At 59.2% G+C, this 25,886-nt stretch carries 22 protein-coding genes and 1 tRNA gene; 11 read left to right on the top strand and 12 right to left on the bottom strand.

Annotation, left to right across the window (positions count from 1 at the left end; translation table 11 throughout):
• Positions 1 to 3: 3 nt before the first annotated feature.
• On the bottom strand, positions 4 to 2,100 hold the full coding sequence (locus tag msub_RS02185) for a sensor domain-containing diguanylate cyclase (protein ID WP_197083772.1): 2,097 nt from the start codon (positions 2,098 to 2,100) through the stop codon (positions 4 to 6).
• Positions 2,101 to 2,361: 261 nt separating this feature from the next.
• Here msub_RS02185 and msub_RS02180 point away from each other — a divergent pair, with 261 nt between their 5' ends.
• Positions 2,362 to 3,309, top strand: a complete 948-nt coding sequence (locus msub_RS02180; RefSeq protein ID WP_048494507.1) for an AEC family transporter — start codon at positions 2,362 to 2,364, stop codon at positions 3,307 to 3,309.
• On the opposite strand, the gene msub_RS02175 is transcribed toward msub_RS02180, so the two are convergent.
• The gene (locus tag msub_RS02175; protein ID WP_048494506.1) at positions 3,306 to 4,079 is read right to left on the bottom strand and encodes a fructosamine kinase family protein; all 774 of its coding nucleotides are present in this window, start codon (positions 4,077 to 4,079) and stop codon (positions 3,306 to 3,308) included. The genes msub_RS02180 and msub_RS02175 overlap by 4 nt on opposite strands.
• 80 nt (positions 4,080 to 4,159) lie before the next feature.
• Between msub_RS02175 and msub_RS02170 the strand changes: the two genes are divergently transcribed.
• Positions 4,160 to 4,435 carry an acylphosphatase gene (locus msub_RS02170; RefSeq protein ID WP_048494505.1) on the top strand — a complete coding sequence of 92 codons (276 nt, stop codon included), beginning with the start codon at positions 4,160 to 4,162 and terminating at the stop codon, positions 4,433 to 4,435.
• A gap of 89 nt (positions 4,436 to 4,524) precedes the next feature.
• Positions 4,525 to 5,127, top strand: a complete 603-nt coding sequence (locus msub_RS02165) for a DUF938 domain-containing protein (protein ID WP_048494504.1) — start codon at positions 4,525 to 4,527, stop codon at positions 5,125 to 5,127.
• 176 nt (positions 5,128 to 5,303) lie between these two features.
• Here msub_RS02165 and msub_RS02160 read toward each other — a convergent pair.
• A tRNA-Ser gene (locus tag msub_RS02160) sits at positions 5,304 to 5,394 on the bottom strand.
• A 190-nt stretch (positions 5,395 to 5,584) separates the two neighbouring features.
• Here msub_RS02160 and msub_RS02155 point away from each other — a divergent pair.
• Both msub_RS02155 and msub_RS02150 read left to right on the top strand, forming a co-directional pair.
• On the top strand, positions 5,585 to 6,115 hold the full coding sequence (locus tag msub_RS02155; protein ID WP_048494503.1) for an isochorismatase family protein: 531 nt from the start codon (positions 5,585 to 5,587) through the stop codon (positions 6,113 to 6,115).
• Positions 6,116 to 6,181: 66 nt separating this feature from the next.
• The gene (locus tag msub_RS02150; protein ID WP_048494502.1) at positions 6,182 to 6,883 is read left to right on the top strand and encodes a cupin domain-containing protein; all 702 of its coding nucleotides are present in this window, start codon (positions 6,182 to 6,184) and stop codon (positions 6,881 to 6,883) included.
• Here the strand turns inward: msub_RS02150 and msub_RS02145 are convergent.
• The 4 genes from msub_RS02145 to msub_RS02130 are packed head-to-tail and all read right to left on the bottom strand — an operon-like array spanning position 6,798 to position 10,177.
• On the bottom strand, positions 6,798 to 7,706 hold the full coding sequence (locus msub_RS02145) for a LysR family transcriptional regulator (protein WP_048494501.1): 909 nt from the start codon (positions 7,704 to 7,706) through the stop codon (positions 6,798 to 6,800). The two genes, msub_RS02150 and msub_RS02145, sit on opposite strands and share 86 nt — an antisense overlap.
• A 21-nt stretch (positions 7,707 to 7,727) precedes the next feature.
• On the bottom strand, positions 7,728 to 8,345 hold the full coding sequence (locus tag msub_RS02140; protein ID WP_048494500.1) for a flavin reductase family protein: 618 nt from the start codon (positions 8,343 to 8,345) through the stop codon (positions 7,728 to 7,730).
• Between the two features lie 37 nt (positions 8,346 to 8,382).
• Positions 8,383 to 9,210, bottom strand: coding sequence for a CheR family methyltransferase (locus msub_RS02135; protein ID WP_048494499.1), 828 nt, complete (start codon positions 9,208 to 9,210; stop codon positions 8,383 to 8,385).
• A gap of 37 nt (positions 9,211 to 9,247) precedes the next feature.
• Positions 9,248 to 10,177 carry a chemotaxis protein CheV gene (locus tag msub_RS02130; RefSeq protein WP_048494498.1) on the bottom strand — a complete coding sequence of 310 codons (930 nt, stop codon included), beginning with the start codon at positions 10,175 to 10,177 and terminating at the stop codon, positions 9,248 to 9,250.
• Between the two features lie 187 nt (positions 10,178 to 10,364).
• Between msub_RS02130 and flgA the strand changes: the two genes are divergently transcribed.
• The 3 genes from flgA (at position 10,365) to msub_RS02115 (ending at position 12,058) form a co-directional block, all read left to right on the top strand.
• Entirely contained in the window at positions 10,365 to 11,066 is a 702-nt protein-coding gene (gene flgA / locus msub_RS02125; RefSeq protein WP_197083771.1) for a flagellar basal body P-ring formation chaperone FlgA, read from the top strand.
• 187 nt (positions 11,067 to 11,253) lie between these two features.
• The gene (gene flgM / locus msub_RS02120) at positions 11,254 to 11,580 is read left to right on the top strand and encodes a flagellar biosynthesis anti-sigma factor FlgM (RefSeq protein WP_048494496.1); all 327 of its coding nucleotides are present in this window, start codon (positions 11,254 to 11,256) and stop codon (positions 11,578 to 11,580) included.
• Positions 11,581 to 11,587: 7 nt separating this feature from the next.
• On the top strand, positions 11,588 to 12,058 hold the full coding sequence (locus msub_RS02115) for a flagella synthesis protein FlgN (protein ID WP_048494495.1): 471 nt from the start codon (positions 11,588 to 11,590) through the stop codon (positions 12,056 to 12,058).
• Positions 12,059 to 12,088: 30 nt separating this feature from the next.
• Here the strand turns inward: msub_RS02115 and msub_RS02110 are convergent, their stop codons facing one another.
• On the bottom strand, positions 12,089 to 12,838 hold the full coding sequence (locus msub_RS02110; RefSeq protein WP_048494494.1) for a hypothetical protein: 750 nt from the start codon (positions 12,836 to 12,838) through the stop codon (positions 12,089 to 12,091).
• A gap of 280 nt (positions 12,839 to 13,118) precedes the next feature.
• Here msub_RS02110 and msub_RS02105 point away from each other — a divergent pair, with 280 nt between their 5' ends.
• The 3 genes from msub_RS02105 to msub_RS02095 all read left to right on the top strand — a co-directional run bounded on the left by msub_RS02105 (position 13,119) and on the right by msub_RS02095 (position 16,278).
• Positions 13,119 to 13,679 (top strand): peptidylprolyl isomerase, encoded by a 561-nt coding sequence (locus msub_RS02105; RefSeq protein WP_227506761.1) that lies wholly within the window; start codon positions 13,119 to 13,121, stop codon positions 13,677 to 13,679.
• 4 nt (positions 13,680 to 13,683) lie between these two features.
• Positions 13,684 to 15,573, top strand: a complete 1,890-nt coding sequence (mnmC, locus tag msub_RS02100; protein ID WP_048494492.1) for a bifunctional tRNA (5-methylaminomethyl-2-thiouridine)(34)-methyltransferase MnmD/FAD-dependent 5-carboxymethylaminomethyl-2-thiouridine(34) oxidoreductase MnmC — start codon at positions 13,684 to 13,686, stop codon at positions 15,571 to 15,573.
• Between the two features lie 72 nt (positions 15,574 to 15,645).
• Entirely contained in the window at positions 15,646 to 16,278 is a 633-nt protein-coding gene (locus msub_RS02095; RefSeq protein WP_048494491.1) for a CBS domain-containing protein, read from the top strand.
• A gap of 23 nt (positions 16,279 to 16,301) precedes the next feature.
• Here msub_RS02095 and msub_RS02090 read toward each other — a convergent pair whose 3' ends face one another.
• The 4 genes from msub_RS02090 to smc form a co-directional block, all read right to left on the bottom strand.
• A complete protein-coding gene (locus msub_RS02090) occupies positions 16,302 to 19,043 on the bottom strand; it encodes a hypothetical protein (protein WP_048494490.1) in 2,742 nt (913 codons plus the stop codon).
• 137 nt (positions 19,044 to 19,180) lie between these two features.
• The gene (ligA, locus tag msub_RS02085) at positions 19,181 to 21,217 is read right to left on the bottom strand and encodes an NAD-dependent DNA ligase LigA (RefSeq protein WP_048494489.1); all 2,037 of its coding nucleotides are present in this window, start codon (positions 21,215 to 21,217) and stop codon (positions 19,181 to 19,183) included.
• Positions 21,218 to 21,289: 72 nt separating this feature from the next.
• Entirely contained in the window at positions 21,290 to 22,261 is a 972-nt protein-coding gene (gene zipA / locus msub_RS02080; protein WP_048494488.1) for a cell division protein ZipA, read from the bottom strand.
• A gap of 129 nt (positions 22,262 to 22,390) precedes the next feature.
• The gene (smc, locus tag msub_RS02075) at positions 22,391 to 25,885 is read right to left on the bottom strand and encodes a chromosome segregation protein SMC (protein WP_048494487.1); all 3,495 of its coding nucleotides are present in this window, start codon (positions 25,883 to 25,885) and stop codon (positions 22,391 to 22,393) included.
• Position 25,886 lies beyond the last annotated feature (1 nt).

The raw sequence follows: 25,886 nt of genomic DNA, 5'->3' as shown, positions 1-25,886 counted from the left end.
TCATCAGAGGCCCTGGTCGGTTTCTGTCCGGTTGCGCCCGCCGGTTTTTGCCGCATACATGGCTTTGTCGGCCCTGGCGACCAGTTCCTTTCGTGAGTCCTCCGGTCTCCAGGTGGCAACACCAATGCTGGCGGTTACACCCTCCGGCAACTGCTTGATGCTCACCTCTGAAATGGCCTTGCGAATCCTTTCGGCCAGAATCAATCCATCTACCCGCGATGCACCCGTGGAGACAACCACGAACTCTTCCCCACCCCACCGGCCGATAGCGTCTTCCTGGCGCAACACGCCGGTAACCTCACAAGCGATGTGCCTGAGTAGCTCGTCACCCGTTTCATGGCCCTGGTTGTCGTTCACCTGTTTGAAGTGGTCAATATCCAACAGCGGGACGCAGAATGGCGACTTCTGCCGGCGCGCCTTGGCCAGTTCCTTGTCCAGTTCCTGCTCGATTCGATAGCGGTTCCAGATGCCCGTGAGTGAATCGTGGCTGACCGCTTCCCGGAGCTTGTCGTTGGCCATTGCCAGAGCCTGCTGCTCGCCTCTCAACATCTGGTTCAGCCGGGTTATCTCACTGGCAGACGCCACCAGCGCAACATCCTCGCCAAGGTCCACGGCCGCCTGGCACTCCACCGGCTTCCAGGGCTCACCGGTGCCCCGGACTTCCTCCTGCCAGGTCCGAAAGGTGCGGTGCAAATCCTGTCCAGGCGCCGGTGTGCTGATCAGGGCATCGGCTTCCGGCCGGCCGGCCCAGTAGAAGCTTCTGTCATGCTCCGGGCGGAACAACATCAACCAGCCCTGGGCATCGTCACCCGGCAACGGAACTGCCAGCAGCCCGCAACACCCGTTGAGTGCCAGTCCTTTTGCAAGAGGGGCATGCCGCAGTCGCGAGCTCGCCCAAGCGCCCTGCCCGTGCCGATGCGCCAACCCGCGGGCAAGCCGGGCAATACTTTTTAGCGGCGGCGTTGCACCATAGGCAGAGATCTCGCCCCGGTTCACGCAAGCCAGACCGTCGGACCGGAAAAGAGACAGCCAGTCCTTGCCGTACTTATCCAGCATGCCCGCGGGCGACAAACCTGCCCTCACATCCTCCACCAGACAATCCCTCGACTCCTGAACCTGAAGCAGAAAACGGGACTCCATCCGCGCCTTGATCAGGAACAGTCGCTGGGTCGCCATGCTTACCAGCGTGCGGGCAGCATCCCGGAGCGTGGGTGGTAGAGGTGTCGGTGTCTCGGAAATACAGGTCACCATGCCCCACAGGCCAGACTGTCCAACGATGGCAATGGACAGCAGCGAGCAGGCATTGAAATCGTCGAGGAAATTCCGCTGGCGGCGAGACGGTGCCCGAAGCACCGTGCCGCTGGCATCTATCCGGGCTACCGTCGCTTCGGAGACCGTCTGCCAGGACAGCACAGTTACCGGGGCCGCATTCAGGTCCGGGATGCTACGAACTTCCCGCACGGCAAACTTTTCCCGCTGTTCAGCCGGGTAATCGCTGGCGGCGAAGCGCTGCCCCAACACCGGAGACAGGCCTTTTGCCAGATTTTCGGCCAGGCAGACACCGTGGCCCTCACCATCAAAATGAAACACCAGGGCCCGCTCAAAGCGGGTGATATCCCTGACGCCGGTAACCAGGGTGTCCATGAGTGAGTCCGGCGTTTCCGCTCGCGACAGCCGGGTCAGCCATTGGTTGACCGTCCCCATCAGGCGCCGGTTACCAAGAGGCGTAATCGGTTCAACCTCGACCACAACGATGGTACCTGAACGGAACGCATTGACCTGCAGGCGGGTTTTGCGCCCGTCAATCTCCTTTTGCAGGGACAGAGGGCCACTGAGCCGTTCGTTTGCTCGCAGTTCGCTGCGCAACTTCCCGGTAAGCCTCCTCCCCAGGACCTGCGCGGGTTGCTCACCCAACAGGGTTTCGGCAGGGGCGTTAAGGAACAGCCCGGTGTTGGCACTGCACTGCAGAATTCGGGACAGGGCTGAATCAAGTACCAGTAGACACCCGCAGGGCTGGATGCGCAGAGAGGTATCCGGAAGCGGGTACTCAGGACGGGAGTGAAGCGCGTCGGGCACCTCGGGAAAGCGGTCAGGGTTCAAGGTAAGCTGCGGCTCCCGCATGAAAAAGAACTGTGGACCGGAACCCCGTCCCTGAGGCACAACGTTCCTGAATATCCGGGATTTCTATAGGGTTAATTATACAGCCTGCAACTCACAAGATTGTGTAATTTCTGCAACTAAAGCCCGGAGGCCTGGTCTTGGACTTTGGTGGCATTCCCCCGCACTCTGGTAGCACGCTAGCTATCTCAGCAGTTATAATCACCGCTTCCTTCTTTTACCCCTACCGCATGGCCACTCTCCATGACCCTGATTGATCTGTTTTTGCAAACCATGGAGACGACACTGCCAGTCTTTGCCATGGTATTCATTGGTCTTGGATTGCGCCGAATCGGCTGGATAGACGGCGCGTTCGTGAACACCGCCTCGGCACTGGTCTTCAAGGCGACCTTGCCCACGCTTGTTTTCCTCAGCATCATTCGCGCGGACCTGGAAACAGCCTTCAACCCCGGGCTTCTGGTGTTTTATCTGGGCGCAACCCTGGCCAGTTTCGCGCTAGCCTGGCTCTGGGCTCGCTGGCGTGTCGTCCGGGAGGATCGCGGCGTGTATGTGCAGGGCGCCTTCCGCGGTAACTGTGGCATTGTCGGTCTGGCCCTCGCCGCCAACCTGTATGGCGATTTCGGGCTCTCAGCAGGCGGCATCCTGCTTGGCCTGGTTATCATCTCTTACAACGCGCTTTCAGTCATCGTGCTGTTGGCCTACCAGCCTGGCCAAAGTACAGACTGGCGGAGGATCTTTCATGACATCGTCCGCAACCCGCTCATTCTCGCGGTAGTGATTGCCATTCCCGTGGCCGCGCTCGATATCACGCTTCCCGGCTGGGTGATGACCAGTGGGGACTATTTTGCATCCCTGACCCTTCCACTCGCCCTGCTCTGCATTGGCGCGACTGTCTCGCTGAGCGCCATCCGAAGCGACAGTGAAACGGCGTTCAGTTCCAGCCTGATGAAAATGGTGGTACTGCCGGCACTGTGCACCGCCGCAGCGTGGCTGTTTGGTTTTCGCGGGCCCGAGCTGGGCCTGCTGTTCCTGTTCTTTGCCAGCCCCACAGCCGCCGCCAGTTTTGTCATGGTCAAGGCGCTTGGCGGGAACGACCGGCTGGCTGCCAATATCATCGCGGTGACCACTCTGTTGGCGAGCGTCACTGTCACCCTGGGAGTTTTCATACTGCGCGGCGCCGGGCTGATCTAGCGCTCTCCTCGGGCAACCGATTCGATCACGGTGAAGCCGGCCCGGCAGCCGCCGAGATAACCGTCACCAAACAGGTTGTAATGATTCAGGTAATGGTAGAGGTTATAGACCTCACGCTTCCGGTCATACCCGGGCGTGCGTGAATACACCCTGTCGTAGGCCCGGTAGAATTGCAGGCCAAATCCTCCAAACAACTCTGTCATGGCAAGATCCGCTTCGCGATCACCGCAATAAATGGCCGGGTCAATCAGCCAGGGCCGCTCGGTATCAAACAGGACATTGCCACTCCAGAGGTCGCCATGAAGCAGGCTCGGGTGATCGCAGTGGCGGTCCAGCCAATCCATGAGCTCGCCACCATGCTCATCCAGCACGTGTTGAAACCGGCTTCGCCAGGCGGCGTCGCGCACCCGGGAGACCTGATAACCAAGCCGGTCCCGCACAAAGAACTCGCCCCAGCTTTGACACCAGCGGTTTGGTTGCGGCGAAAGCCCGATGTAGTTGTCCCGGCTCCAACCATAGGCTTGCTGCGGCAGGCTATGCAGTCGGGCCAGCCCGTCACCCAGCACCTCCAGGATCTCATCCGACCCCCGTGACGCCTGGATGGCGGTGATTTCCAGTTCGGTTTCATCTACCCGGTATACCTCGGGCACGCCAATGCCAGCCACACCGGCCTCTCTGAGCACACTGGCAATGCACTCCAGGCCCTCCGCTTCGCAAATCAGGGCATCCGCATAGCCCGTGGTGTTCTGTTTCAGATGCGTCTCGGCCATTGGTTCCCACACTCCTTGAAGTTGTCCTGCCTGAACCGGTAGATTGAAATTTGGCATGACAGATCCATCGGGGGCAAATCATGGATACCAAACGCTGGCAGTTGCTTATATCCGGCCGGGTACAAGGGGTTTACTACCGCGCTTCGACGGAGCAAAAGGCCTCCGCCCTGGGATTAACCGGTTTCGCTCGCAACCTGCCCGATGGCCGTGTTGAGGTGGTGGCCGAAGGGCAGGAGGACCAATTGACTCAGTTGAAGACCTGGTGCGCGGACGGGCCTCCAAATGCGAGGGTGGACTCTGTCGACATTATCCTCGAGACGGCGACCGGCGAGTTCAGCGGTTTCGGCATTCGCTGATTTCCCGGTCCACCGCGCGTTCCAGACTCAGGGCCAGACCGTTCGGGCGCGATACCGGCAAGAACCGCTACACATCAATAGGTTGGAGCATGCACAAAGACAAGCCGTTTTCCCAGGCCTGCGAAAACAACAAAGCGCCGATTCTGGAAAAACTGGCGACGCTTTTCAAACAGCCGGGCACCATTCTGGAAATCGGCACGGGCACCGGCCAGCATGCGGTGCACTTTGCCGATCGTTTGCCCCACCTCGTGTGGCAGCCAACGGATCATCCCCAGAATGCTCAGCTCTGTAGGCCGTGGATCGCCGATTCCGGACTCGCCAATATCAACCCGCCTATCGCCCTGAACGTGTTGGACGGAGTCTGGTTCGACCTGCCCGCCATCATCGGCGCGTTTTCCGCCAACACCGCCCACATTATGGTCTGGGAGGAAGTGAGGGCGATGTTTCTCGGGATCGGCGGAGTTCTACCATCAAATGGAGTCTTCAGCCTGTATGGACCTTTCCGCTATGGCGGCCGGCACACCAGTGAGAGTAATGAGCGGTTTGATCGATCTCTGAGGGCTCAGGCTTCTCATATGGGGATACGGGATATCGAGGATCTGAAGGCACTCGGCGAGGAAACCGGGCTGGTGCTTGAAGAGGATTTTGAGATGCCGGCTAATAATCGATTGTTGGTCTGGCGGAAATCCTAGGTCGGACCCGCTTGGGAGGGATTATTCGGGCCTTTGGCCCTCACCCCTTCGGGGCCGTCGTCGCTTTGCTCCGACGTTCCTCAGCCTGCGCTGCAGGCTTCGGTCGAACCCGCGAGGGTTCTTCTTACCCTGCCAATCGGCCAATAAAAAACCCCAGCGCTGCTGGGGTTTTGTATTGGCGGAGAGGGAGGGATTCGAACCCTCGAAACGCTATTAACGTTTACACACTTTCCAGGCGTGCGCCTTCAGCCACTCGGCCACCTCTCCAATAAACTGTTTCAAATCAGCGATGTCGTCGCTCATTTGAGGGCGCAAACTTTAATGGTTTTAGGGGCGCTTGGCAACTACCCTGAGAAAAATCGTTAAAAATTTTCAGGATTCAACCGGTTTGCGCTTACCCAATACTATGATTCAGCGCTATCGTTAACACACCGGCACCCACACGAGGACAAGAATAATGCTGATGAAAGCCGAGCAATCGACCCTGCTTCTGATCGATGTTCAGGAAAAACTCATGCCGGCCATAAGCCACGGCGGTGAGGTGGTCGACCGCTGCGTTACGCTTGCCACGATAGCCGGGCTGATGGAAGTGCCGGTTCTGGCCACAGAGCAGTTGCCGGACAAGTTGGGCCACAAAGTGGACGCGGTCGGGGAATTATGTGACCAGATCCTGGCCAAGCACCATTTCGATGCCTGCCCCGACGGGCTCATCGACCAGTTGCCCGAGGGCCGACAGCACATCGTTATCGGCGGTTGCGAGACCCACGTCTGTATGATGCAGACCGCCCTCAGCCTGCTTGATGCCGGCTACAAGGTCTGGGTAGTGGCGGATGCGACCGGATCCCGGAACGAGTTCGATCGGGATGTGGCACTGGACCGTCTCAGCGAGAGCGGGGCCAGAATTGTAACGCTTGAGATGGTGGCGTTTGAATGGATGCGCCATTGCAGACACCCACAGTTCAGGAGCATCCAGGCCCTGATCAAATAAAACCATCCACCGAATGAGTCCACTCGTAATCAATCAGGTCAATTACAGGTGGTTTTGAGGTAAGCAATGCTCAACATGGACTTTTCCAGAAATGTCACCATTCGCACCGCCGAGCAGGAATGGATGCCCAGCCCCGCCGGCGGCGTTTTGAGAAAACCCCTGGCCCGTGAGGACGCTGAGCGCGGCCATGCGACCAGCGTGGTCCGATACGAGCCCGGTGCGTCCTTCAAGCGACACGAGCATCCTATGGGCGAGGAGATCCTGGTTCTGGACGGCGTGTTTTCCGACGAGACCGGCGATTATCCGACCGGCACTTATTTGCGTAATCCACCAGGCAGCGGGCACGCGCCGTTCAGCAAGGAGGGCTGCACGCTATTGGTCAAACTGCACCAGTTCGATGAACGCGACCGGTCAACGGTGCGCATCGATACCCGCAATACACCCTGGCTTCCGGGCATCGGCGGCCTTGAGGTGATGCCATTACACGAGTTCGAGCACGAACATGTGGCCCTGGTGAAGTGGCCGGCCAACGAGATTTTCCAACCGCACCGGCATTTCGGAGGTGAGGAGATTTTTGTACTTTCCGGCGAGTTCTGTGACGAACATGGGCGCTACCCCAAGGGCACCTGGATTCGCAGTCCGCACCTGAGCCAGCACCACCCGTTCGTCGACCAGGAGACGGTCATCTGGGTAAAAACCGGGCATCTACCGGTTGTGTCCGGCAAATCGCCCTTACCCCTTCGTGAGAAATTCGCCGGTCTCGGGTAATGGCAAACAGTTCATCCATCACCTCATCAATTGAGGCAATCCGCTCCACTTCGTACTGTCGGCAGACTTCTTCCTGAATTGCCGTCGGAGCAGCAAATACACCATAGCCCTGGCTTCCGAAGACTTTGATAAGCGCACTGTCATCAATCCTGGCGACCAGATTCATTCGAACGCCGTTGAGCGAAAACCACTTCATAAGGCGCTCGAAATATGGCGCATCGACGGCATTCGCGAGAAGAGGCTGGTCATTGAGCGATTCTGGAAAGTTATCTCGCAGTTGCCCGGCCAATCCGGGCGCCGCAAACAGGCTTATACTCGACCCTGCCAGGGGGTGCACGGTGAGATTTCCGTCATCCTGAACCTTGGGCATATAGTCCGTGAGGATAACATCAAGCTCTTTGCGTTTGAGGCTCAGCACCAGATCTTCGGTACGCCCCGTCTGGCACTCAAGTTGGACAGGCCGCTCACCTGCCATGGCAGGTTGCAGCAAGTGGTAGGCAATCAGCTTATGAATGGAGGCGGAGATGCCCGCACGCAGCGTAAGCGGGCGATCGGAGGGGGCCAGACGCAGCGTTTCCGAAAGCTCACCGGTTAGCACGAAAATATCGTCAGCATAACCAAGAACCAGCCGCCCCAGGTCTGTCAGAATCAGTTGGCGCCGTTCTCGTGAGAACAATCGGCCGCCCACCGAGGCTTCAAAGGTGGCAAGCTGGCCGCTCAGGGTCTGTGGAGCCAGTTCAAGTACCTCACTGGCCCGGGCAATGGAACCCTCGCGGCTGATCACCCAGAAGTAATACAGGTGCCTGAGATTCAGCTGTTCCATATTGGCACTCCGCGCGCGCGATCAGGAAGGCCGGGGAATCTTGATGATCTCGCCAAAGGTCACATACTCGCTGCCGCCAAGGCGACCAAGTGGGTCAATGGCGGCGCCATCAAAAGTCAGGCGGTTTTTGTCGTCGTAACGGGCCGCTTCATCGGACACCCAGACCTGGTTAACCTTGCCAAAGACCAGTGATTGCGGGCCGGCACCGATTTCCTTGATGTCATAAAGCTCGCAGGCAAAGGCGACATGACAATCCCTGAGTCGCGGCAGCCGGGAACCTTCAAAATCCACCACCTCAAGATCGAGATTCTTCAGTTCGGAATCGCCATGCGCCAGGGTCCGGGACGACTCGGTTACGGCCGCCGCCAGCTCCCGGTGCGCGATGTGTACGACAAACTGTTTGCGTTCTTCAATGTTGACCCGAGTATCCTTGAAGGCGCCGTCGGTCGGCTTCTTGCCCACCGAAAACATCAGTAAAGGCGGGTTACTGGTTATCGGTGTAAAAAACGAGAACGGCGCAAGATTGAAGTCGCCCTCCGGGTTCTCACTCAACACCCAGGCAACAGGGCGCGGGATGACGGTCTGGGTCAGGACATGGTATGCGTCTTTCGGATCCATCGCGGCAATATCAATCAGCATCAGTCGCTCTCTTGTTACAGCGGTTTCAGGTGCACCGTTATTTTTTTCTGTAGATGATGCCCGGGTGGCACTGCACCATTTCATAAAGGTGGGGCAAACCGTTCAGGGATTCAGAGGCACCGAGAACCAGATAACCGCCCGGGTTCAGGGTGGCATGCATTCGGGTCAGAATGTCTTTTTTCGATTCGGCGGAAAAATAAATCAGGACGTTGCGACACATCACGATATCGAATTTGCCCAGCATGTATCGCTCCAGCAGATTCAGCTCCTTGAATTCCACCATGGTCTTGAGCTGCGGCTTGATCTGCCAGCCGCCGTTCAGTGACGGGGTAAAGAACTGCTTCTGGCGCTCCGGTGACAGGCCGCGACCAATGGCTAGCATCTCGTATTCGCCCTTGCGGGCAACCTCAAGCACACTTTTGGAAATGTCGGTGGCGGTGATTTTTACATCCCGCAATTTTCCCGGCCGGAGCCGCCGGAACTCCTCGACAATCATGGCGACCGAGTAAGGCTCCTGCCCGGTGGAACAGGCGGCAGACCAGATGCGAAGCGGTTGGCCGGACTTACGCTCGGCCAATTCCGGAAGCAGCTTGTCCTGGAGTATCCGGAACGGATGGTTGTCACGGAACCACAGGGTTTCATTGGTGGTCATGGCGTCAATGACGACTTCCCGCAAGCCACCCCGGCCGGGCCGCCGGAGCCGGTCAAGGAGTTCCCCCAGCGAATTCAGGCTGTTCTCCTCGAGAATTCTGCGCAACCGGCTTTTCACCAGGTACTGTTTGTTTTCGCCCAGCAAAATCCCACAGGCATCCTGCAGGAACGACTTGAAGGCATCATATTCCTGTGGCGTTATATCCGCTTTCATTGGATCTCTGTTCTGAATGAATGTCTGAACGGCCGGATCATCCCTGGTCGATGATTTCCATTACCCGCTCTGCCAGTTCGTCCGGACTGAACTTTGCCATGAAATCGTCTGCCCCCACTTTTTTCACCATGGCCTGGTTGAAAACGCCGCTGAGGGAGGTGTGCAGCATGATAAACACATCGGCAAGGGCCGGATCTCCTTTTACCTTGGTCACCAGGGTGTAACCGTCCATCTCCGGCATTTCAACATCGGAGATAATCAGACTTAGGTGGTCTTTCGCCCGGCTACCGTCCGACGTGATTTCCTTGAGATAGTCGTAGGCCTGCTTGCCATCATTCCTGGTGGCGACTTCCATTCCGATCGCTGTCAGGCAGCGTTCTATCTGCCGGCGGGCCACTGAAGAATCATCAACAACCAGAACCGGCAGATGGCCTGGAACCCGGTCGGCACTCTTGCTCAGCACGGCTTCGGTTACATTCTCCCCGAGCGGAGAAACCTCGGCAAGAACCTTCTCTACATCAATGATTTCTACCAGCTTATCATCAATTTTGGTGACAGCGGTAAGGTACACATCCCTTCCGGCGCCCTTGGGTGGCGGCAGAATGTCTTCCCAGTTCATGTTCATGATCCGGTCGACAGCGGTCACCAGGAAGCCCTGGGTTTTGCGATTGTACTCGGTAATGATGACAAAACTGGTCGCCAGATCTTCCTGCGGTATACCGGGCAGTCCAATCGACATGCTCAGATCAATAATCGGAATGGTTTCACCGCGAATGTGCGCGACGCCCCTGACCACATTCCGGCTGTTGGGAATGGATGAGAGCCTGGGGCACTGCAGAACTTCCTTAACCTTGAACACGTTGATGCCATAGATCTGGCGCCCCCTCAAGCGGAACAGAAGGAGCTCAAGGCGATTCTGCCCTACCAGCTGCGTGCGCTGGTTTACGCTGTCCAATACCCCTGCCATGTTTTTCTCCCGGCTTGCCGATGTTACACCGGCATATATCTTGCTGCTTGCTGAATAACGGCCGAAACAACGGAAAACCGTCGTTTGCTCGGCGGACCGGCTAGTGTATCGGCCGCTAGTACTTAATCCTTAGGCATGTCCGTGGTTTTCCGCCCGGATATAGACAGCATAGGACAAACAACTGCATATGCGCATCACCAAATTCGTCGTACTCCTGCTGATGTCTGGCTTGAGCGGCTCATTGCTGGCGCAAACCACGGCGGGACAAATCCGGGAAGCCACCCTGAAATTTCTGGATGAGTTTGCCACAGAACAGGCCAGTGCCGGCTACAAGGTCGCCTATGAGTCGGGATCAATCGACAGCCGTGTCGCCCTCGCCGAATGCGAAAGTCCACTGACAGTCGAGTTCAGCGGTGACCCCTGGAAGAGCACAAGCCCCACTTTGCAAGTGTCCTGCGAGGGCAACCGCCCATGGCGCATGTTTGTTACCGCGTCTGTTTCAATCCATGGGCCGGCCCTGGTAGCAACCCGGCCACTGACTCGCGGTGAGCGAATTACTGCGGATCTCGTTACGCATCAGCCGGTTGAGATTAATGCCTCAAGGCGCGGCGCTATAACAGAGACCCAAGAGGCCGTGGGCATGGAAGTCAGGCGATCCATCAATGCCGGCGCACTGATCACGCCCGACATGCTCTCTGCGCCGGCTGCGGTTGAGCGCGGCGACCATGTTATCATTACCGCCAGAAGTGGCGGATTCTCGGTCAGTTCCAGGGGCAAGGCCTTGGCAAGCGCGGGCATCGGGGAGCAGGTTCTGGTGGAGAATCTCCGGTCTTCCCGCACGGTGAAAGGGAACGTTGTTGGCCCCGGCCACGTGGAAATCCCGATGTGACATGCATTCGGCAACGCCTTGCCGACATGGCAAAAGCTTGCCGTAAATGCAGGCATAGGCTTCCGGGTAACAAAACGTTAACCCTGGAGGAAAAAAGTTTCTAAAGGTTTCTGCGGTACAGCCGTTAAGCAGATATAAACTCGAGTGAGCGCCACACCCGTGGTGCACCAGGCAAGCAGGTAACGATATGTCAGTTGACTTCAATGGAATTGGCCCCGGCCAGGTCAACACCCAGAGAACCACGGCCGACAAGGGCGCCAGCACCCAGAACACCCAGCAGGCGACCAATCAGCAGGCAAAAACCCAGGCTCAGGGAGCCCGGGGGGAAAACGTCAGCCTGAGCAGTCAGGCCAAAAATCTCAAACAGCTTGAGCAGAAACTCGGCGATTATCCGGAAATGGATGACGACCGGATTGAACAGATCCGTTCCGCTCTGGAAAACGGAACCTACAAGATTGATGCCGAGAAACTGGCCCAGAAAATGCTTGAGATGGATGAAAGCATTTTCGGGTGAGTAAATCATGGCCGCAATTGATGATCTGAAGAACCTTCTGTCCCAGGATCTCAGCCAACTGGACGCGCTGGCTGATGTCCTGGACAGGGAAAAAGCCTGCCTCGCTACCTCCGACCTCCAGGCACTTAATGGGCTCACCAAGGAGAAAGGCGATCTTCTTGGCGCGATCCGCGAGCGGGCCAAGCAGAAAATCCGCACCCTTGTCCAGATGGGTTACCGCCCCGAGAGCGGCGAACCTTCCCGCTTCATTCGCAGCGCGGGTCTCGCCGAGCTCTACCAGCTCTGGCAGGAAGCCGATCAGAAACTGCGCGCCTGCCAGTCGCTGAACCAGGCCAATGGCCGGGTCATCAGCCACCTGCAAAAGCGCCTGTCCCGCCTGACCGATATCTTCCGTGGTGCTACCAGCCAGCCAAAACTCTATGGTGCCCGTGGCGAGCAGACCACGGTGTCAAGCCGTACGGTACTTGCCAGCGCCTGAACACGGCGCCGGCAGATTCCTCCGCCAGCTCTATCGGGTATAGATGGTCATCCGGGAATCCGGATGGAACCGGATGTCGTGAATGCTCACGTTGCCCATTGACGGGCTCTGGTTTCCGGCAACACGGATATTGTCCATGCGGATCTGTTCGATACGCTCGGGGAACGCCAGCATCAGGGCGCCGTCTTCCCGCACCGAGTAGCGTGGCTGCCCCGCCCGGTAGTGGACACCGGAAATGCTGAGATCCGAATCCAGGAAGTTCAGAACCGGCACAAAGATATTCGCCGCCAGCTTGATGCCCTCGATGACGTCGGGCCCGGATTGTTCAGCCTGGCCGCCCTCACCCATCGGATTGCCAGCCATCGCTCCGACCAGCCCGATGCGGCCAAGCAGGGTCGGATCGCCCTGCCCGGAAACCTCCGCCAGCTCCGCTTCCGTCAGCGGGGCAAGGTTGCCGCTCTGATACAGCTCACCGGCTTCCGGAGACGCCTGCGAGGCGCTTGCACTGTTGCTGGCCGCAAAGGAAACCAGGGGCTGCAGGGGTAGCGCAACCATGGTCACCAGCGCCGCCGCGTTGCGGTATCGGGACTGGTGCTTCAGGACCCTGTAAAGCTCCTTTTCGGAGATCCAGCCGGCCTGGATAAACACCTCACCGAGGCGCTGACCGGTTTCCTGCTGCACTTTCAGACCTTCATCGACCTGTCCCTGGGACAGATAGCCGCGATTGACAAGCAATCGCCCGAGGCGTGATTTTTCTTGAAATCCCTGACGGATTCTCACCCGGATTCTCCTTGTTGACCCGTTAAAACCGTACAACCCTGCCCGGCCAGTATGATGAGGCCGCTCTGATAACTGGAAAGCTTAGCCGATCGTAATCAAGAGTGCGTGAATGCAGTCCCCGTTTTACAATCACCTTCTGATAAAATCAGGCGCCTGACAGCAGAATTCGTTGAATTGTCGCAGGAAATCCTCCTGCCCATAACTCAGAGAGCGGCTGAAAATGACAAACCTGGTAAAACCTGTGAAAAGTGTGATCCCCGTCCTGATCGTGTTTCTGGCAATGATGGTTCCGGCCGGCAATGCCCTGGCCCAGAGCGATGAATCAAAGGCCGACGATCAGCTACCCAGGGTCCGGATGGTGACCAGCGAAGGCCCCATTGAACTGCTGCTCCGCCCGGACGTGGCTCCGGAAACCGTGGCCAACTTCCTCCAGTATGCGAAAAGTGGATTCTTTGATGGCACGATCTTTCATCGGGTCATTCCCGGCTTCATGATCCAGGGGGGCGGATTTACCAAAGAACTTGACCGGAAACCGACCCGCGCCCCGGTCCGGAACGAGGCACGCCCCACACTTCCCAACCTACGTGGCACCATCGCCATGGCTCGCACCAGCGCGCCGGATTCAGCCACTTCACAGTTCTTCATCAATCTGTCGGATAACGACTTCCTGAATGCCGGTGTCCGTGGCCCTGGCTACGCCGTGTTCGGCAAGGTAACGGAAGGCATGGGCGTGGTCGATGCCATTGCCCGCAAGCAGACCACCCGAAAGCAGGGCATGGCCGATGTCCCGGTGGAACCGGTGATCATTGAATCAGTCACCTTGCTCGATTCCGCTGACTGACGCCGTGAACTCGCCTTTGCTGCCCCCCGGGATTGAACCTGCGGAACTGGCGTGGCGCGACGGCGTACCCGAATCTGTCCGTTTTGGCGATGTCTATTTCAGCCGGGACAACGGGCTGGAGGAAACCCGCCATGTGTTTCTCCGGCACAATGGTTTGCCGGACCGGTTTTCCCGGGTTCCTGAGTGTGGGCACTTTGTCATCGCGGAAAATGGCTTCGGGACCGGCCTGAATTTTCTGGCCGCCTGGCAGGCCTGGTTGAGCCATGGGCCCGCAGCCCCGGCGACCCTGCATTTTATATCGGTAGAGCGCTTCCCCCTGGCCCGCGAAGATCTGACCCGGGCGCTGGCATTATGGCCGGAACTCCGGCCGCTGGCCGATGAGCTCATCAGGAACTATCCACCTCTGGTACGGGGAGTGCATCGGCTGGTACTGGCCGGGGGGCAGGTTCGGCTCACGCTCTATTTTGGCGATATTACAGACGCCTGGCAGGCCCTGGACTTTCATGCCGACGCCTGGTTTCTGGACGGGTTTGCCCCGGCCTGTAACCCCGGGATGTGGCTGAATGAAACCATCACGCAGATCCGGGCCCACAGCAAACCGGGCACAACTCTGGCGACGTTCACCTCGGTTGGCAGAATTCGTCGCGCCCTGATTGAGGTCGGGTTCGACGTGCAGAAAGCGCCCGGCTTTGGCCGAAAACGACATATGCTTCGGGGCGTCTTGCCAGCCAGCGAACCAGCCAGGGAATATAACCCGGGTTCCCTTGCCATCATCGGAGCCGGAATCGCCGGGTGTGCCCTTGCCAGAAACCTGGCCGAGCGGGGAGTCCCGGTGACATTGGTGGATTCCGCCAGCGGGCCAGGCAGTGAAGCTTCAGGGAACGCCCAGGGCGCCATGTATGTGAAGCTGGGTGTCGAGTTCAATGATCAGACCGAACTGGCGCTGCAGGCCCTGACCTTCGCCCAGCGGTTCTATAATACCTGGCGCGGCGCATACTGGCACCCGACCGGCCTGCTCCAGCTCGCCCAGAGCGACCAGGAAGCAGACCGCCAACGGCGGTTTCTCCAGCGCAACCAGTATCCAGAAGACGTCCTTATTCCCGTGACCCGGGAACAGGCCAGCGAACTCTCAGGTGTCGCCACGAACTCCGGTGGCCTCTGGTTTCCCGGCAGTGGCTGGCTCGAGCCCCGGAATCTTTGCCGGGCACTGGCCGATCATCCAATGATATCGGTCTCTTGCGGCGTTACCGTGGACCGGCTGCTGCCGTGTAATGGGAAATGGCACATTTCCGGTGCGGATGGCACAACCATAGTTGCTGACCGCGTGGTGCTCTGCACCGGGCACCTCAGCTCCAGGCTCATTCCGGTCAAGGGCAGGTTCCGGTTTAAAAGCATCCGGGGCCAGGTAACGCACCTGCCCAGGGAGGCAATTCAGAATCCCCGGGCCGTCATCTGCGGCAACCGTTACATGAACCCAGCCCTGGGGCAGACCGCCGTTACCGGCGCCACCTTCGACCTGAATGATGCCAACCCATTGCCCACCACCGAGAGCCACCGGGAAAATATCCGGGAGCTCACGGCGATGCTGCCATCCATTCTGAAGGACACCGAGGCTGACGGTGTGGATGTCGCCAGCCTTGAGGGCAGGGTCGCCTTTCGTTGCACAACCCACGATTATCAGCCCGTAGCGGGCCCGGTCTTTGATGGCGAAGACAGTGAGCTTGAGGACCTGTTTCTACTCACCGGGCTTGGCAGCAAAGGCTTGACCTATACCCCCTTGCTGGCCGAGTACCTCGCGGATCGGCTGAGCGGTCAGCCCGTTTGCCTGCCGGCAAACCTTGTGCGGCGCCTGGAAACCCGACGCCTGTACCTGGCGGAACAGGCGGTTTCGTAATAAAACAGTACTGAAGATTCCGGCCTGACAGCCGATAAATCACCAAGGCGAGTTTTGTCAGGGAGAAACCCGATGTCCATTTTTGTCAGCGAACCCGGCCGCCCGGTCGGAACCCGGCTACCGGAAGCATTCCGGGCCCGTCGCGTGGGCGATGTTACGGAGCTGACAGAGACCGAGACCATTAACACCGGCCGCAGCGAAGCGACCGACGCCGAGTTTCAGTTGGCCGCCAACGCAGGAAGGCACAGAGCGCTTGAAGAATACGGCGCAACCGCTGCAGGTGAACGCCGGGAAGAGCGGCCTTATCTTCCGGTGTCGCGAATTGCGTCGTCCACGCTCTATTCGGTTCAGGCGTCAGCAACCATCGCCGAGGCACTCTCGGTCATGGACGAGCACCAGGTACACCATCTGGTTATTATGTCCAGCGACAATGTGGCTGGCCTGGTAGACCTCCGATGGCTGCTCGGTTGGCTTCACGACCATGAAGCCAACGCCATGAGCGAGAGCCTGCAGCATATCGAGCTTCCTGCGTTCCTGACCGCATCGCCGGAGACTGACGCCCATCAACTGGCGAGGCTGATGCTCGCCCACCAGTTGAATGCCGCTCTGGTCATCGATACAAAGGGCAAGGCGGCCGGCGTGGTTACCAGCACCGACTATCTTCGGCTGTACGCCAACTCCGGCAGGCACGAAGGAACCGTCTAGCGCCTGCCATCCCCGAAATCAGTTCAGGGAGTAAGGAGCACACCCTCAGGGCTGAACAACAACACAGACCAGTTACTGCCCACCCGGGCCAGGGCAACCACTTCGTCGTCCCGGAAGTTCGCCAGATCGAAGATTTCCGAGTCTGCCTGATTCAGTTGGTAACGCCAGTTATTCTGAAAGCTGGTGTCTTCACTGTTGCTGTCTGCTTCCGCAACCAGGGATACCCGGGCAACAATCCCCTGGGTTGTGCCGGAAACGACACCGGTACCGGCAAAATCGCCGTTGGTGGAGCCAGCAACCACGAGATCGCCGTCAAACCCGGCAAGACCCGAAAGCTGTTCGGTCGCCTGATCGTTATTGTCGTTGAGCGAGAAGGCTCTGACCGGTGTGCCTGTGGAGGAATAGCCCAGAAGGAAGCCGGCGGTGCTGTTTAACGGATTCCGTTCGAGAACCGGCTCCTCCTCCTTCGGTGCCAGAACCGAGTAGGTTCCATTACTGCTGCCCATCAGCCACAGGGCGCCGGAAAAAAACAGCCCGTTGGAGATAGCCTCGTCGCCTTCAGTGCCAACCTGGGAAACATCCAGCACCGTATCCGCGCCGGATGCCTGGTAGAAGAACGCATCAACACCTCCGAGAACCGGCTCACCTTCCACCGAGCCGGCGACGGAGCCGAACAGCAATGGAGCCACCGACTCGAGACTGCCCCCGGCAACATTGTCGTCGGCTGCGGAACCGGCCTGACGAGTCCAGGCCTCCACGGGCCGTTGGCTGGTGCCGTCCAGCTCGGTATCGATCCGCTGGAGAAAACTGTCGCGGCCACCCGACCCCTGCTGCCCCGCGAAAACGCCGTTGGTTTCACCCGCCAGCAAGACATAGCCGGTGTCCCGATTGATGCCTGCCCAACGAACGTTATCGCCTGCTGCGGTGCCGGTACGGGTGGTCCAGGTGGGCACATACTCGCCACCGTTGCTGGCCGCATCAAACCAGTAGAGCGACGTCACCATGTCCTCTGCCCCGCGAGCCGTCGTGCCGGCAACCGGCTGATCGGTACTGTAGGAAACCACAAACTCGAAGCGGTCGACCTTGGCGTTGCCCTGGGTCACTTTTCGCTGAACGACATTGATCACGGGGCTCGGCGCCACCAGGCTGTCACCGGCGGCAGACACATCCACCTGCTGTAGCAGGCCACCGCGCTGGTCGAAGATCCTTACCAGCACCCTGTCATTGTCCTGGCTGTCATAGCCGGCCACAAACAGGCGCCCTTCATGGCCCAGGGCCATGTCAGTGGGCACGAAGCGGGCGCTGGCATTAAGAACCAGCGGTGTTGTCAGTTCATTGAGACTGACCCGTATCAGGTTTTCGCTTTCCCCCCGGGCGTAATTCTCCCGCCCTGCCTGGAAATCCTGATTGACGCCCAACAGTATGAACCGGTCGCTGAACGCGGGGTTCGAGTAGCCCGCCGCAGGGACGCGGATTCTGAACCGGATCTCATCCGTGCCGTTCGGGAACACCAGTTGGTCGTTTTCCACCCAGGCGCTGTTTTCCCGCCGCTCAATCACAAACTCGCTGCCAAGCCGGGCCGTGGAGTCTTCGGTGTGGGTCAGTTTGGCGTAAATGGTCCGGTCACGCTCCCCCGACAGTCTGGCCACGTACTCCCGCACGTCACCCACATTCAGGGTGTCCCGCGACCCGCCTTTGACCGTTTCAATGGTCAGCACGGGCTCGTTATCCTCTATCGAGAGGTTCACATCCACGCCTTCGTTACCACCGCCGAGACCGGCCAGGCCGGAACGGACTTCGGTCAATGCCAATCTGAGCGTTTCGGGAGATTCAGGGAAGCTGTCTTCAACAACTTCCAGGGGAAGGTAGCACTCGGTAATACCAGGCTCGAGCGTGATAACGCCACGGGTAAAAAAGCCCCGGTCATCCGGTTCATACTCGATGTAGCCAAGCGTGTTTCCGGAGGCATCCTTCGGCGCAGGACTGGCGCTGCCCAGCCCGACAATGTCCTTGCCCGGAATCGCATCGCCCGCATTGGCTCGGCTGTAATCGCAATTCTGGTGCGGAGCCGAGACATTGGCATCACAACGGGTCGCATCGTAATCCGATTGGAGCTCAAAGGCGACGGCAACCCGGGTTACCGATGGCTTGTCCAGATTCACCCTCACATAAACCCGGCGGGTCGGCAGCGTCAGCGCCTTGGTGCCGGAGACAGACCCATCATCGTTATACAGGTTAACGGTAAAACTGTGCTCGCCCGCTGGCTCGAGATCCGGCAAGGCACAGTGTTGCCGGTTGCTGGCCGTTATCTCCGGGCTTTCACCTTCGGTAAAGGCCTCGGCGTCCAGGGACATCAGGTTGTATTTGACGTCAATATCAAACGGCTGGGTGCCCGACATCTGCCCATCGGTTGTTACCAGGTTAATGTTTTTGGTTTTGCCGAGGTCTGCTTCACCCCGGTTACCCCCCGTCAAACCCGGTACCCCACGCATGATGACGCCCTGCCGCGCCTTGTTGCTGATGTCTTCAAGGGCCAGCCAGGGAGGGGCGTTCGTGAGGGAGTAATCAAGGATGTCCTCCCCGCCGTAGGCGCCGAAGTTGTAGGAATACTCCACACCCAGATAGGCAGTCTCCGGCGGAACGCCCAGAACGGTAGGCTGGTCGGCGTCCTTCTCGGTCTTACAGGCAGCAAGCCCGGAAAACAGCAGGCCAAGGATGACAAAGCGGCAGACGGGATAAAAGCGGGAGTAGCGGTCGGCGCCCATGTAAAAATCCGTTTAAATCGTTGTTGTTATGGTGGAGACGCCCGCCGGGAAGACCGGGCGATTTACACACCGTTACAGAACAACGCCATGGTAGCCAATTTAATCTGCAGGGGATCTGCGCGAGTTCTCAGATTCCGTCAGCCCGGTAACAGGCCACGTTCTCTGAACAGAGCCAGCAGACCCGCTTCATCCAGAACGGACACGTCCAGTTGCTCCGCCTTGGCAAGTTTGGACCCGGCCGCTTCACCCGCCACCACACAGGCGGTCTTTCTGGAAACGCTACCGGCGACCTTGGCACCGAGAGCCTCCAGTTTTTCCTTGGCCTCATCCCGGGTCATCTCCGCCAGGGTTCCCGTGAGTACCCAGGTCTGCCCCTTCAGGGGCTGGTCGCCCTGCTTTACTTCTTCCTCCTGCCATTCTACGCCGGCGTTTCCGAGAGCCTCCAGGGTCTCCCGGTTGTGGCTCTGTTCGAAGAAACTCCGGATGTGTCCCGCCACGATAGGGCCGACATCGGGCACCGTCTGAAGCGTTTCTTCGTCTGCGGCAGCGATGGCCTCGAGGGTTCCGAAATGGGAGGCCAGGGCCTTCGCGGTGGCTTCCCCGACTTCCCGGATCCCGAGTGCGTAGAGGAATCGCCAGAGCACAGGATGTCTGGCCCGATCAATGGCCGACACCAGGTTGGAGGCGGACTTCTCCCCCATCCGTTCCAGCCGCGTCAGATCCGTGGTGGCCAGGTGGTAAAGGTCAGCAACGGTCTTGACCATGCCTTCATCGACCAGAATATCGATCCACTTGTCTCCCAGGCCCTCAATATCCAGCGCCTTTCGGGAGGCATAGTGCCGGATAGCCTCCTTGCGCTGGGCCGGGCAGAACAGGCCGCCGGAGCAACGGGCAACGGCCTCGCCTTCAATTTGGATAACGTCTGAGTCACAGACCGGACAGGTTGCCGGCAACTCGACCTGCCGGGCGTTTGCCGGCCGTTTTTCCGCAACGACCTTCACCACCTGGGGTATGACATCCCCGGCCCGGCGGATAAACACGGTATCTCCGATATGAACATCGAGGCGACGGATTTCATCCATGTTGTGCAGGGTGGCGTTGCTCACCGTAACTCCGCCAACAAACACCGGCTTCAGGCGGGCCACCGGCGTTACTGCCCCGGTGCGCCCGACCTGGAACTCCACATCTTCGATAACGGTGAGTTCTTCCTGCGCCGGAAACTTGTGGGCGATGGCCCAGCGCGGTGCCCGGGAGACAAACCCCAGGGCCTTCTGTTGGTCCAGCCGATTAACCTTGAAGACAATCCCGTCAATCTCGTAGGGCAAGGCATCGCGCTTGGCCATCAGCTCGTTGTAGGCCTCAAGACACTCGTCCACTCCCACAGCCTTGCGCATCTCGGGGTTAATCCGGAAACCCCAGCCGCGGACCCGTTGCAGGCCATCCCACTGGGTGTCCGGCAGCAGGCTCTCGTCGGTAACCGCGACACTGTAGGCACACATTTCCAGGGGCCGTTTGGCGGTGACCGTCGATTTTTTCTGCCTGAGGCTGCCCGCGGCGGCATTCCGGGGATTTACAAAGGTTTTCTCTCCGCGCTCGGCCAACCGGCGATTCAATTGCTCGAATCCTTCCCGGGGCATGTACACTTCACCGCGCACCTCGACCAGATCCGGTACGTCCTCACCACGCAGCCTGAGCGGAACCGAAGGTATGGTCCGGATGTTGGCGGTGATGTCCTCCCCTGAATAACCATCACCACGGGTCGCGGCGGTGGTGAGCGCCCCGTTCTCGTAATGCAGACTGACAGCCAGCCCGTCCAGCTTGGGCTCGCAGACGTATTCCACGTCCTCGCTGACACCCAGCCGATCCCGCACCCGCCGGTCAAAATCCCGAAGTTCCTCCTCACTGAACGCATTATCCAGCGACAGCATGGGCAACCGGTGGACCACTTCCTCAAAACTGGTTTCAGCGCTGCTGCCCACCCGCCGGGTGGGGGAATTGTCCGAGGCCAGCTCCGGATAATCCGCTTCGATTTTCTGCAACTCCCGGAACAGACGATCGTACTCGGCATCGGGAATGCGTGGATCGTCCAGCACGTAATAGTGGTAGTTGTGGTCATCAATGACCGAACGGAGTTCTTCTACACGCTGGATGATGTCGGGCGTGGCTTTGCTCATGGACTGGCACTCTCATCTGTCAAAAAAATGCCCGGAACGAACCGGGCATCATTCAGTCTTTTCCGCCAGGATTCAGCTCCGCTGGGAACGTTGCTTGCGCTCAAACTCCCGGATCCGCTGGCGGCAGTGCTCGATGGTCTGCGGAGTCATCACGCTCCGGCGCTCATCCTTCAGTTCGCCGCCGAGGTTCCGAACCACACACTGGGCGGTTTCCAGCATGAAATCAAACGCCTGCAGCGCATTGGATGGCCCCGGCATGCTCATGAAGAAGCTGATCCCCGGGGTTGTCAGTCTCGGCATGTCACCCGGCTTGAAGGTGCCGGGCTCAACGGCATTGGCAACGCTGAACTGCACGGGGCTGGTGGTGTCTGACTGCTCATGGCGGTGGTAAATGTCCATATCACCATGCTCCAGGCCGCAGGCCTCGAACAGTTTTTTCAGAGCCGTTCCCTGGAAATCCTCGTCTTTTCGGGCGAGCACGTTGATGACAACCACTTCCCTGGCCTCGGGTCGATTGGCTCCCGCCAAAGGCTGACCATTGTTCGGACGGGGTGGTTCGCGTCGCGCCGTGTCTTCTTCCACTTCCGTGGTGACGGTCGGCGGCACCGGATCGGCATCGTCGGTGGCACTCCAGCCCGAATCCGGCTCGTCCTCGAAAGGCTCGTGACTGGACATCCCGTAATCCGGGTCTGCCTCGAACGATTCTTCCTCTGACTGCTGTTGCTCGCCCGGCACGGATGCGGTTCGATCGGCGATTACCGGGCGGGTTGGCTTGGGCTTGGGAAAGCCGAACCGGCTGGACTTTTCCCGTTTCACATAGCCACGCTCTTCGAGGGTATCCCGGGAAATGCTTCGTGCGCCGCCATTTGGCAACTCCGGATTAAATTCATCATCGAGCGGCGAATCCTCAAGGTCGTCCGCGCCCATGCCCGACGAAATCTCCATGGATTCCTTGCGAGCGCGCCTGACCCGGCGGACGCCATCAATAATAATGCCGATGATAACCAGGGTACCGATGGCAATTAACCATTCCCTAAGTGACATAGTGCTGCTGTCCTGTTGGCAGATCCCGTAACGTTGCTACTCTAAGAAAAGCCCGTAATGAATACAACGCACACCCGGGCCAGATGGCGTTTTTGTCATGGTTGCCTGCTTAATCGCCAGCGCGCAGCCTCAGGCTTCCGCAAGCGCTGCGGCTTCGTCCACGTCGACCGAGACCAGCCGTGAACAACCAGGTTCATGCATGGTCACCCCCATCAGCTGGTCAGCCATCTCCATGGCAATCTTGTTATGAGTAATGTAGATGAACTGGACCTGTTTCGACATTTCTTTGACCATATTCGCATAGCGGCCCACGTTGGCATCGTCCAGCGGGGCGTCGACTTCGTCCAGCATACAGAAGGGCGCCGGATTGAGCTGGAAAATCGAGAACACAAGGGCGATGGCCGTCAGTGCCTTTTCGCCGCCGGACAGCAGGTGGATTGTGCTGTTCTTTTTGCCCGGTGGCCGTGCCATGATCGCCACGCCGGTTTCAAGCAGATCCTCCCCGGTCAGCTCCAGATAGGCGTTACCGCCGCCAAAGACCTTCGGGAACAGGGCCTGGAGGCCGCCGTTAACCTGGTCAAAGGTTTCCTTGAAGCGCTGGCGGGTCTCCCGGTCGATCTTGCGGATGGCATTATCCAGGGTTTCCAGGGCCTCCATCAGGTCTTCGTGTTGGGAATCCAGATAGGTTTTGCGCTCGCTCTGGACCTGGTACTCCTCGATGGCCGCCAGGTTGATGGCACCGAGGCGCTGAATCCGGTTGCCAATCCTCTCAAGCTCCTCCGCCCATTCTTTCTCGTTGGCACCCTCCGGTAGCTGGGGCAGGATGTCCTGCAGCTTCACATCCAGCTCCCTGAGCTGGTCGATATGGTTACCGGAGCGGATCTCCAGCGCCTGGGATTCCATTTTCAGCGCCTCGAGGCGAGCCCGGACATCCTGGATTCGGTGCTCGGTACCACTCCGGCCCTGCTCTTTCTCCCGCACTTCCCGGTCAATCTCCTCCAGCGCATCACGGGCGGCACCGAGCTTTTCTTCTTCCGCCAGGCGCCGGTCGAGCAGCCCCTCGAGCTGCATTTGCAGATCTTCTATCGGCTCCTCGGCACTCTCCCGGGATTCGCGCAGTATTTCCAGGCGCTCGTCAATGCGCTCCTTTTGCATCTGCATGCGGTCGATGGTCTGCCGCAGACCATCCCGCTGGCTGTTCAGTGACTGAAGCTGCAACTGCAACTGATGGGCGTGGTCGCGATCGTGCCGGGCCTCCTGGCGAAGCTGGTCGAGGTTTTCCCGCAGGCTGTCGCGGTGTTCGAGAAGACGCTCTTTTTCTTCGTCGCTGTCTTCCGAGGCCGCCAGAGCCTGCTGCCACTCTTCCCGGGCCTCCTGCAGACTGTCCTGCTGGCCCTCAAGACTCCCGGCAACATCGGAGATGTCTTCCCGGATTCGCTGAAGCCGGGCATCAATCTGCTCAGCCCGGGCGCGCAGCCCACTCACCCGCGACGACAGCGTACTGAGTTCGCGGTCGGCCTCGCTCAATCGGGTCTGGGCCTCATCCCGCGCTGATTCAGACCGTTCGGCACGCTCCTGCAAGCCGTCCAGTCGTTCGCTGGCGGCTTCCAGCGCTTCTTCAGCGTCGGCCAGTTGGGCGGCAAGCTCCGTGACCTTCTTCTGTCGTTCAATCACACCCACCTGCCCGGCGTCGGAATCCGGCATCAGCACCCAGTCACGGGCAACCCAGACGCCTTCCGGCGTAATCACGCTCTGTCCTGCCTGCAGGCCGGAGCGCAGGCCCATGGCATCCGAAAGCGTCTCGGCAGCATCGATACCATGAAGCAACGCCGCAACCGCCGGAACCCCGGAGACTTTTGCCGCCAGCCCTGCGCTCACACCGCTGCCGGCCGCTTCGGAAGAAACCAGAGCCAGGCCCCTTGGCGCGTCTTTCATGGCCGGTGAGAGCTGGTCGATATCAGGCAGGCACACCCCCTGGGTGAACCGGCCGATCACCTGCTCCACCGCGAACTCCCAGCCATCCTCAATCTGTAACTGGCCGGCGACACGGGGCATATCGTTCAGGGTATTATCGGCAAGCCAGGTTTGCAGGGCATCGTCCTGCCCTCCCATCTGCTCATCCAGTAACGCCTGCTGGGACTCCAGCGAAGCCCTCAGGCTCTGGACCCGCTGGCGCTCCTCAGACACAGCCTGCTCGGCTTCGCGCTGATTCTGGCGGGCTTCATAGAGCTCATCCTGGATCGCGGCAATGCGTTCGGCGGCCTCTTCCCGTTGCAGTTCCAGGGTTTCCTGCCGCTCCAGCAGATCTTCCAGCTCGGCACGATCCATCTGGCCTTCCAGCAACGACTGCTCGTCCTGGAGTTTGCGCTGGCGAGTCAGAAGTTGCTCGATGGCATCCTCCAGGGAGCGAATTCTTGACTGGGCCAGTTCAGCCTGGCGGCGCGCGTCCGAGGAACGGGCACTGAAGTCCTCCCAGTTGTGCTGCCAGTCGCTCATGGCGTCTTCAGCCTGCTGCAGCTTCTCGCCGGATTCCTCCGAACGAACAGCCAGCGCTTCCTGCTCCGGCTCCAGCATGTCCAGCTCTTCCTGGATACCGGCCAGCTTCTCTTCGTCCTGCTCCAGCTCCCGGGCCAGTTCCCGCTGATTCGCCAGGGCCTGATCAAGCTCAGTCGCCATCTGCCGGCTGCGTTCCCGCTGGTGTTCGAGGCTCTGTTCAATACGGGCAATATCGGCGCCAGCCTCGTAATAGCGGGCCTGGGCGCGGTTGAAGTGCTCGGTGCGGTCCTGGTGACTGTCCCGGAGAGCTTCCAGTGAGGTTTCCAGACTGACCCTTTCGGTCAGATACTTTTCCAGTTCAAGCTCGGTGTCGCGGATCTTGCCCAGCCAGGCCTGCAGGTCGTTATCGAGGGTTTGCCAGCGAAGCACGGTCAGCTCCGCTTTCTTCTGGCGCTCTTCGTGCTTGTAGGCCTTGTACTTCTCCGCGGCGGCAGCCTGGCGTTCCAGATGCTGAAGCTGGCGCCCCAGTTCTTCGCGCAGGTCGGTCAGCCGTTCCAGGTTTTCCTGGGTCCGGCGAATCCGGTTTTCCGTCTCCCGGCGCCGCTCCTTGTACTTGGAGATGCCGGCGGCTTCTTCAATGTAGATCCGAAGTTCCTCGGGCTTTGCCTCAATCAGCCGGGAGATCATGCCCTGCTCGATGATGGCGTAGCTGCGCGGCCCCAGACCGGTGCCGAGAAACAGATCGGTGATGTCACGGCGGCGGCACTTGGAACCGTTCAGGAAATATTCCGACTGGCCTTCCCGGGACACCCGGCGGCGAACGGAAATCTCGTTGAACCGGACAAACTCCCCCGGCGCAGAGCCATCGCTGTTATCGAATATCAGCTCAATGGACGCCTGGCCCACCGGTTTGCGCGCGCTGGAACCGTTGAAGATAACGTCGGTCATCGACTCGCCGCGCAGGTACTTGGCCGAGCTTTCACCCATCACCCAGCGTACCGCATCGATAATGTTCGATTTACCACAACCGTTGGGGCCGACAACGGCTGTCATGTTAGATGGGAATGGCACTGTCGTCGGATCGACAAAGGATTTGAAGCCGGACAGCTTGATGGATTTCAGGCGCATG

It is taken from the genome of Marinobacter subterrani (assembly GCF_001045555.1).
GTDB lineage: Bacteria > Pseudomonadota > Gammaproteobacteria > Pseudomonadales > Oleiphilaceae > Marinobacter > Marinobacter subterrani.
Note: the sequence above shows the minus strand (reverse complement) of the source record. Positions and strands in the feature narration are given on the sequence as shown.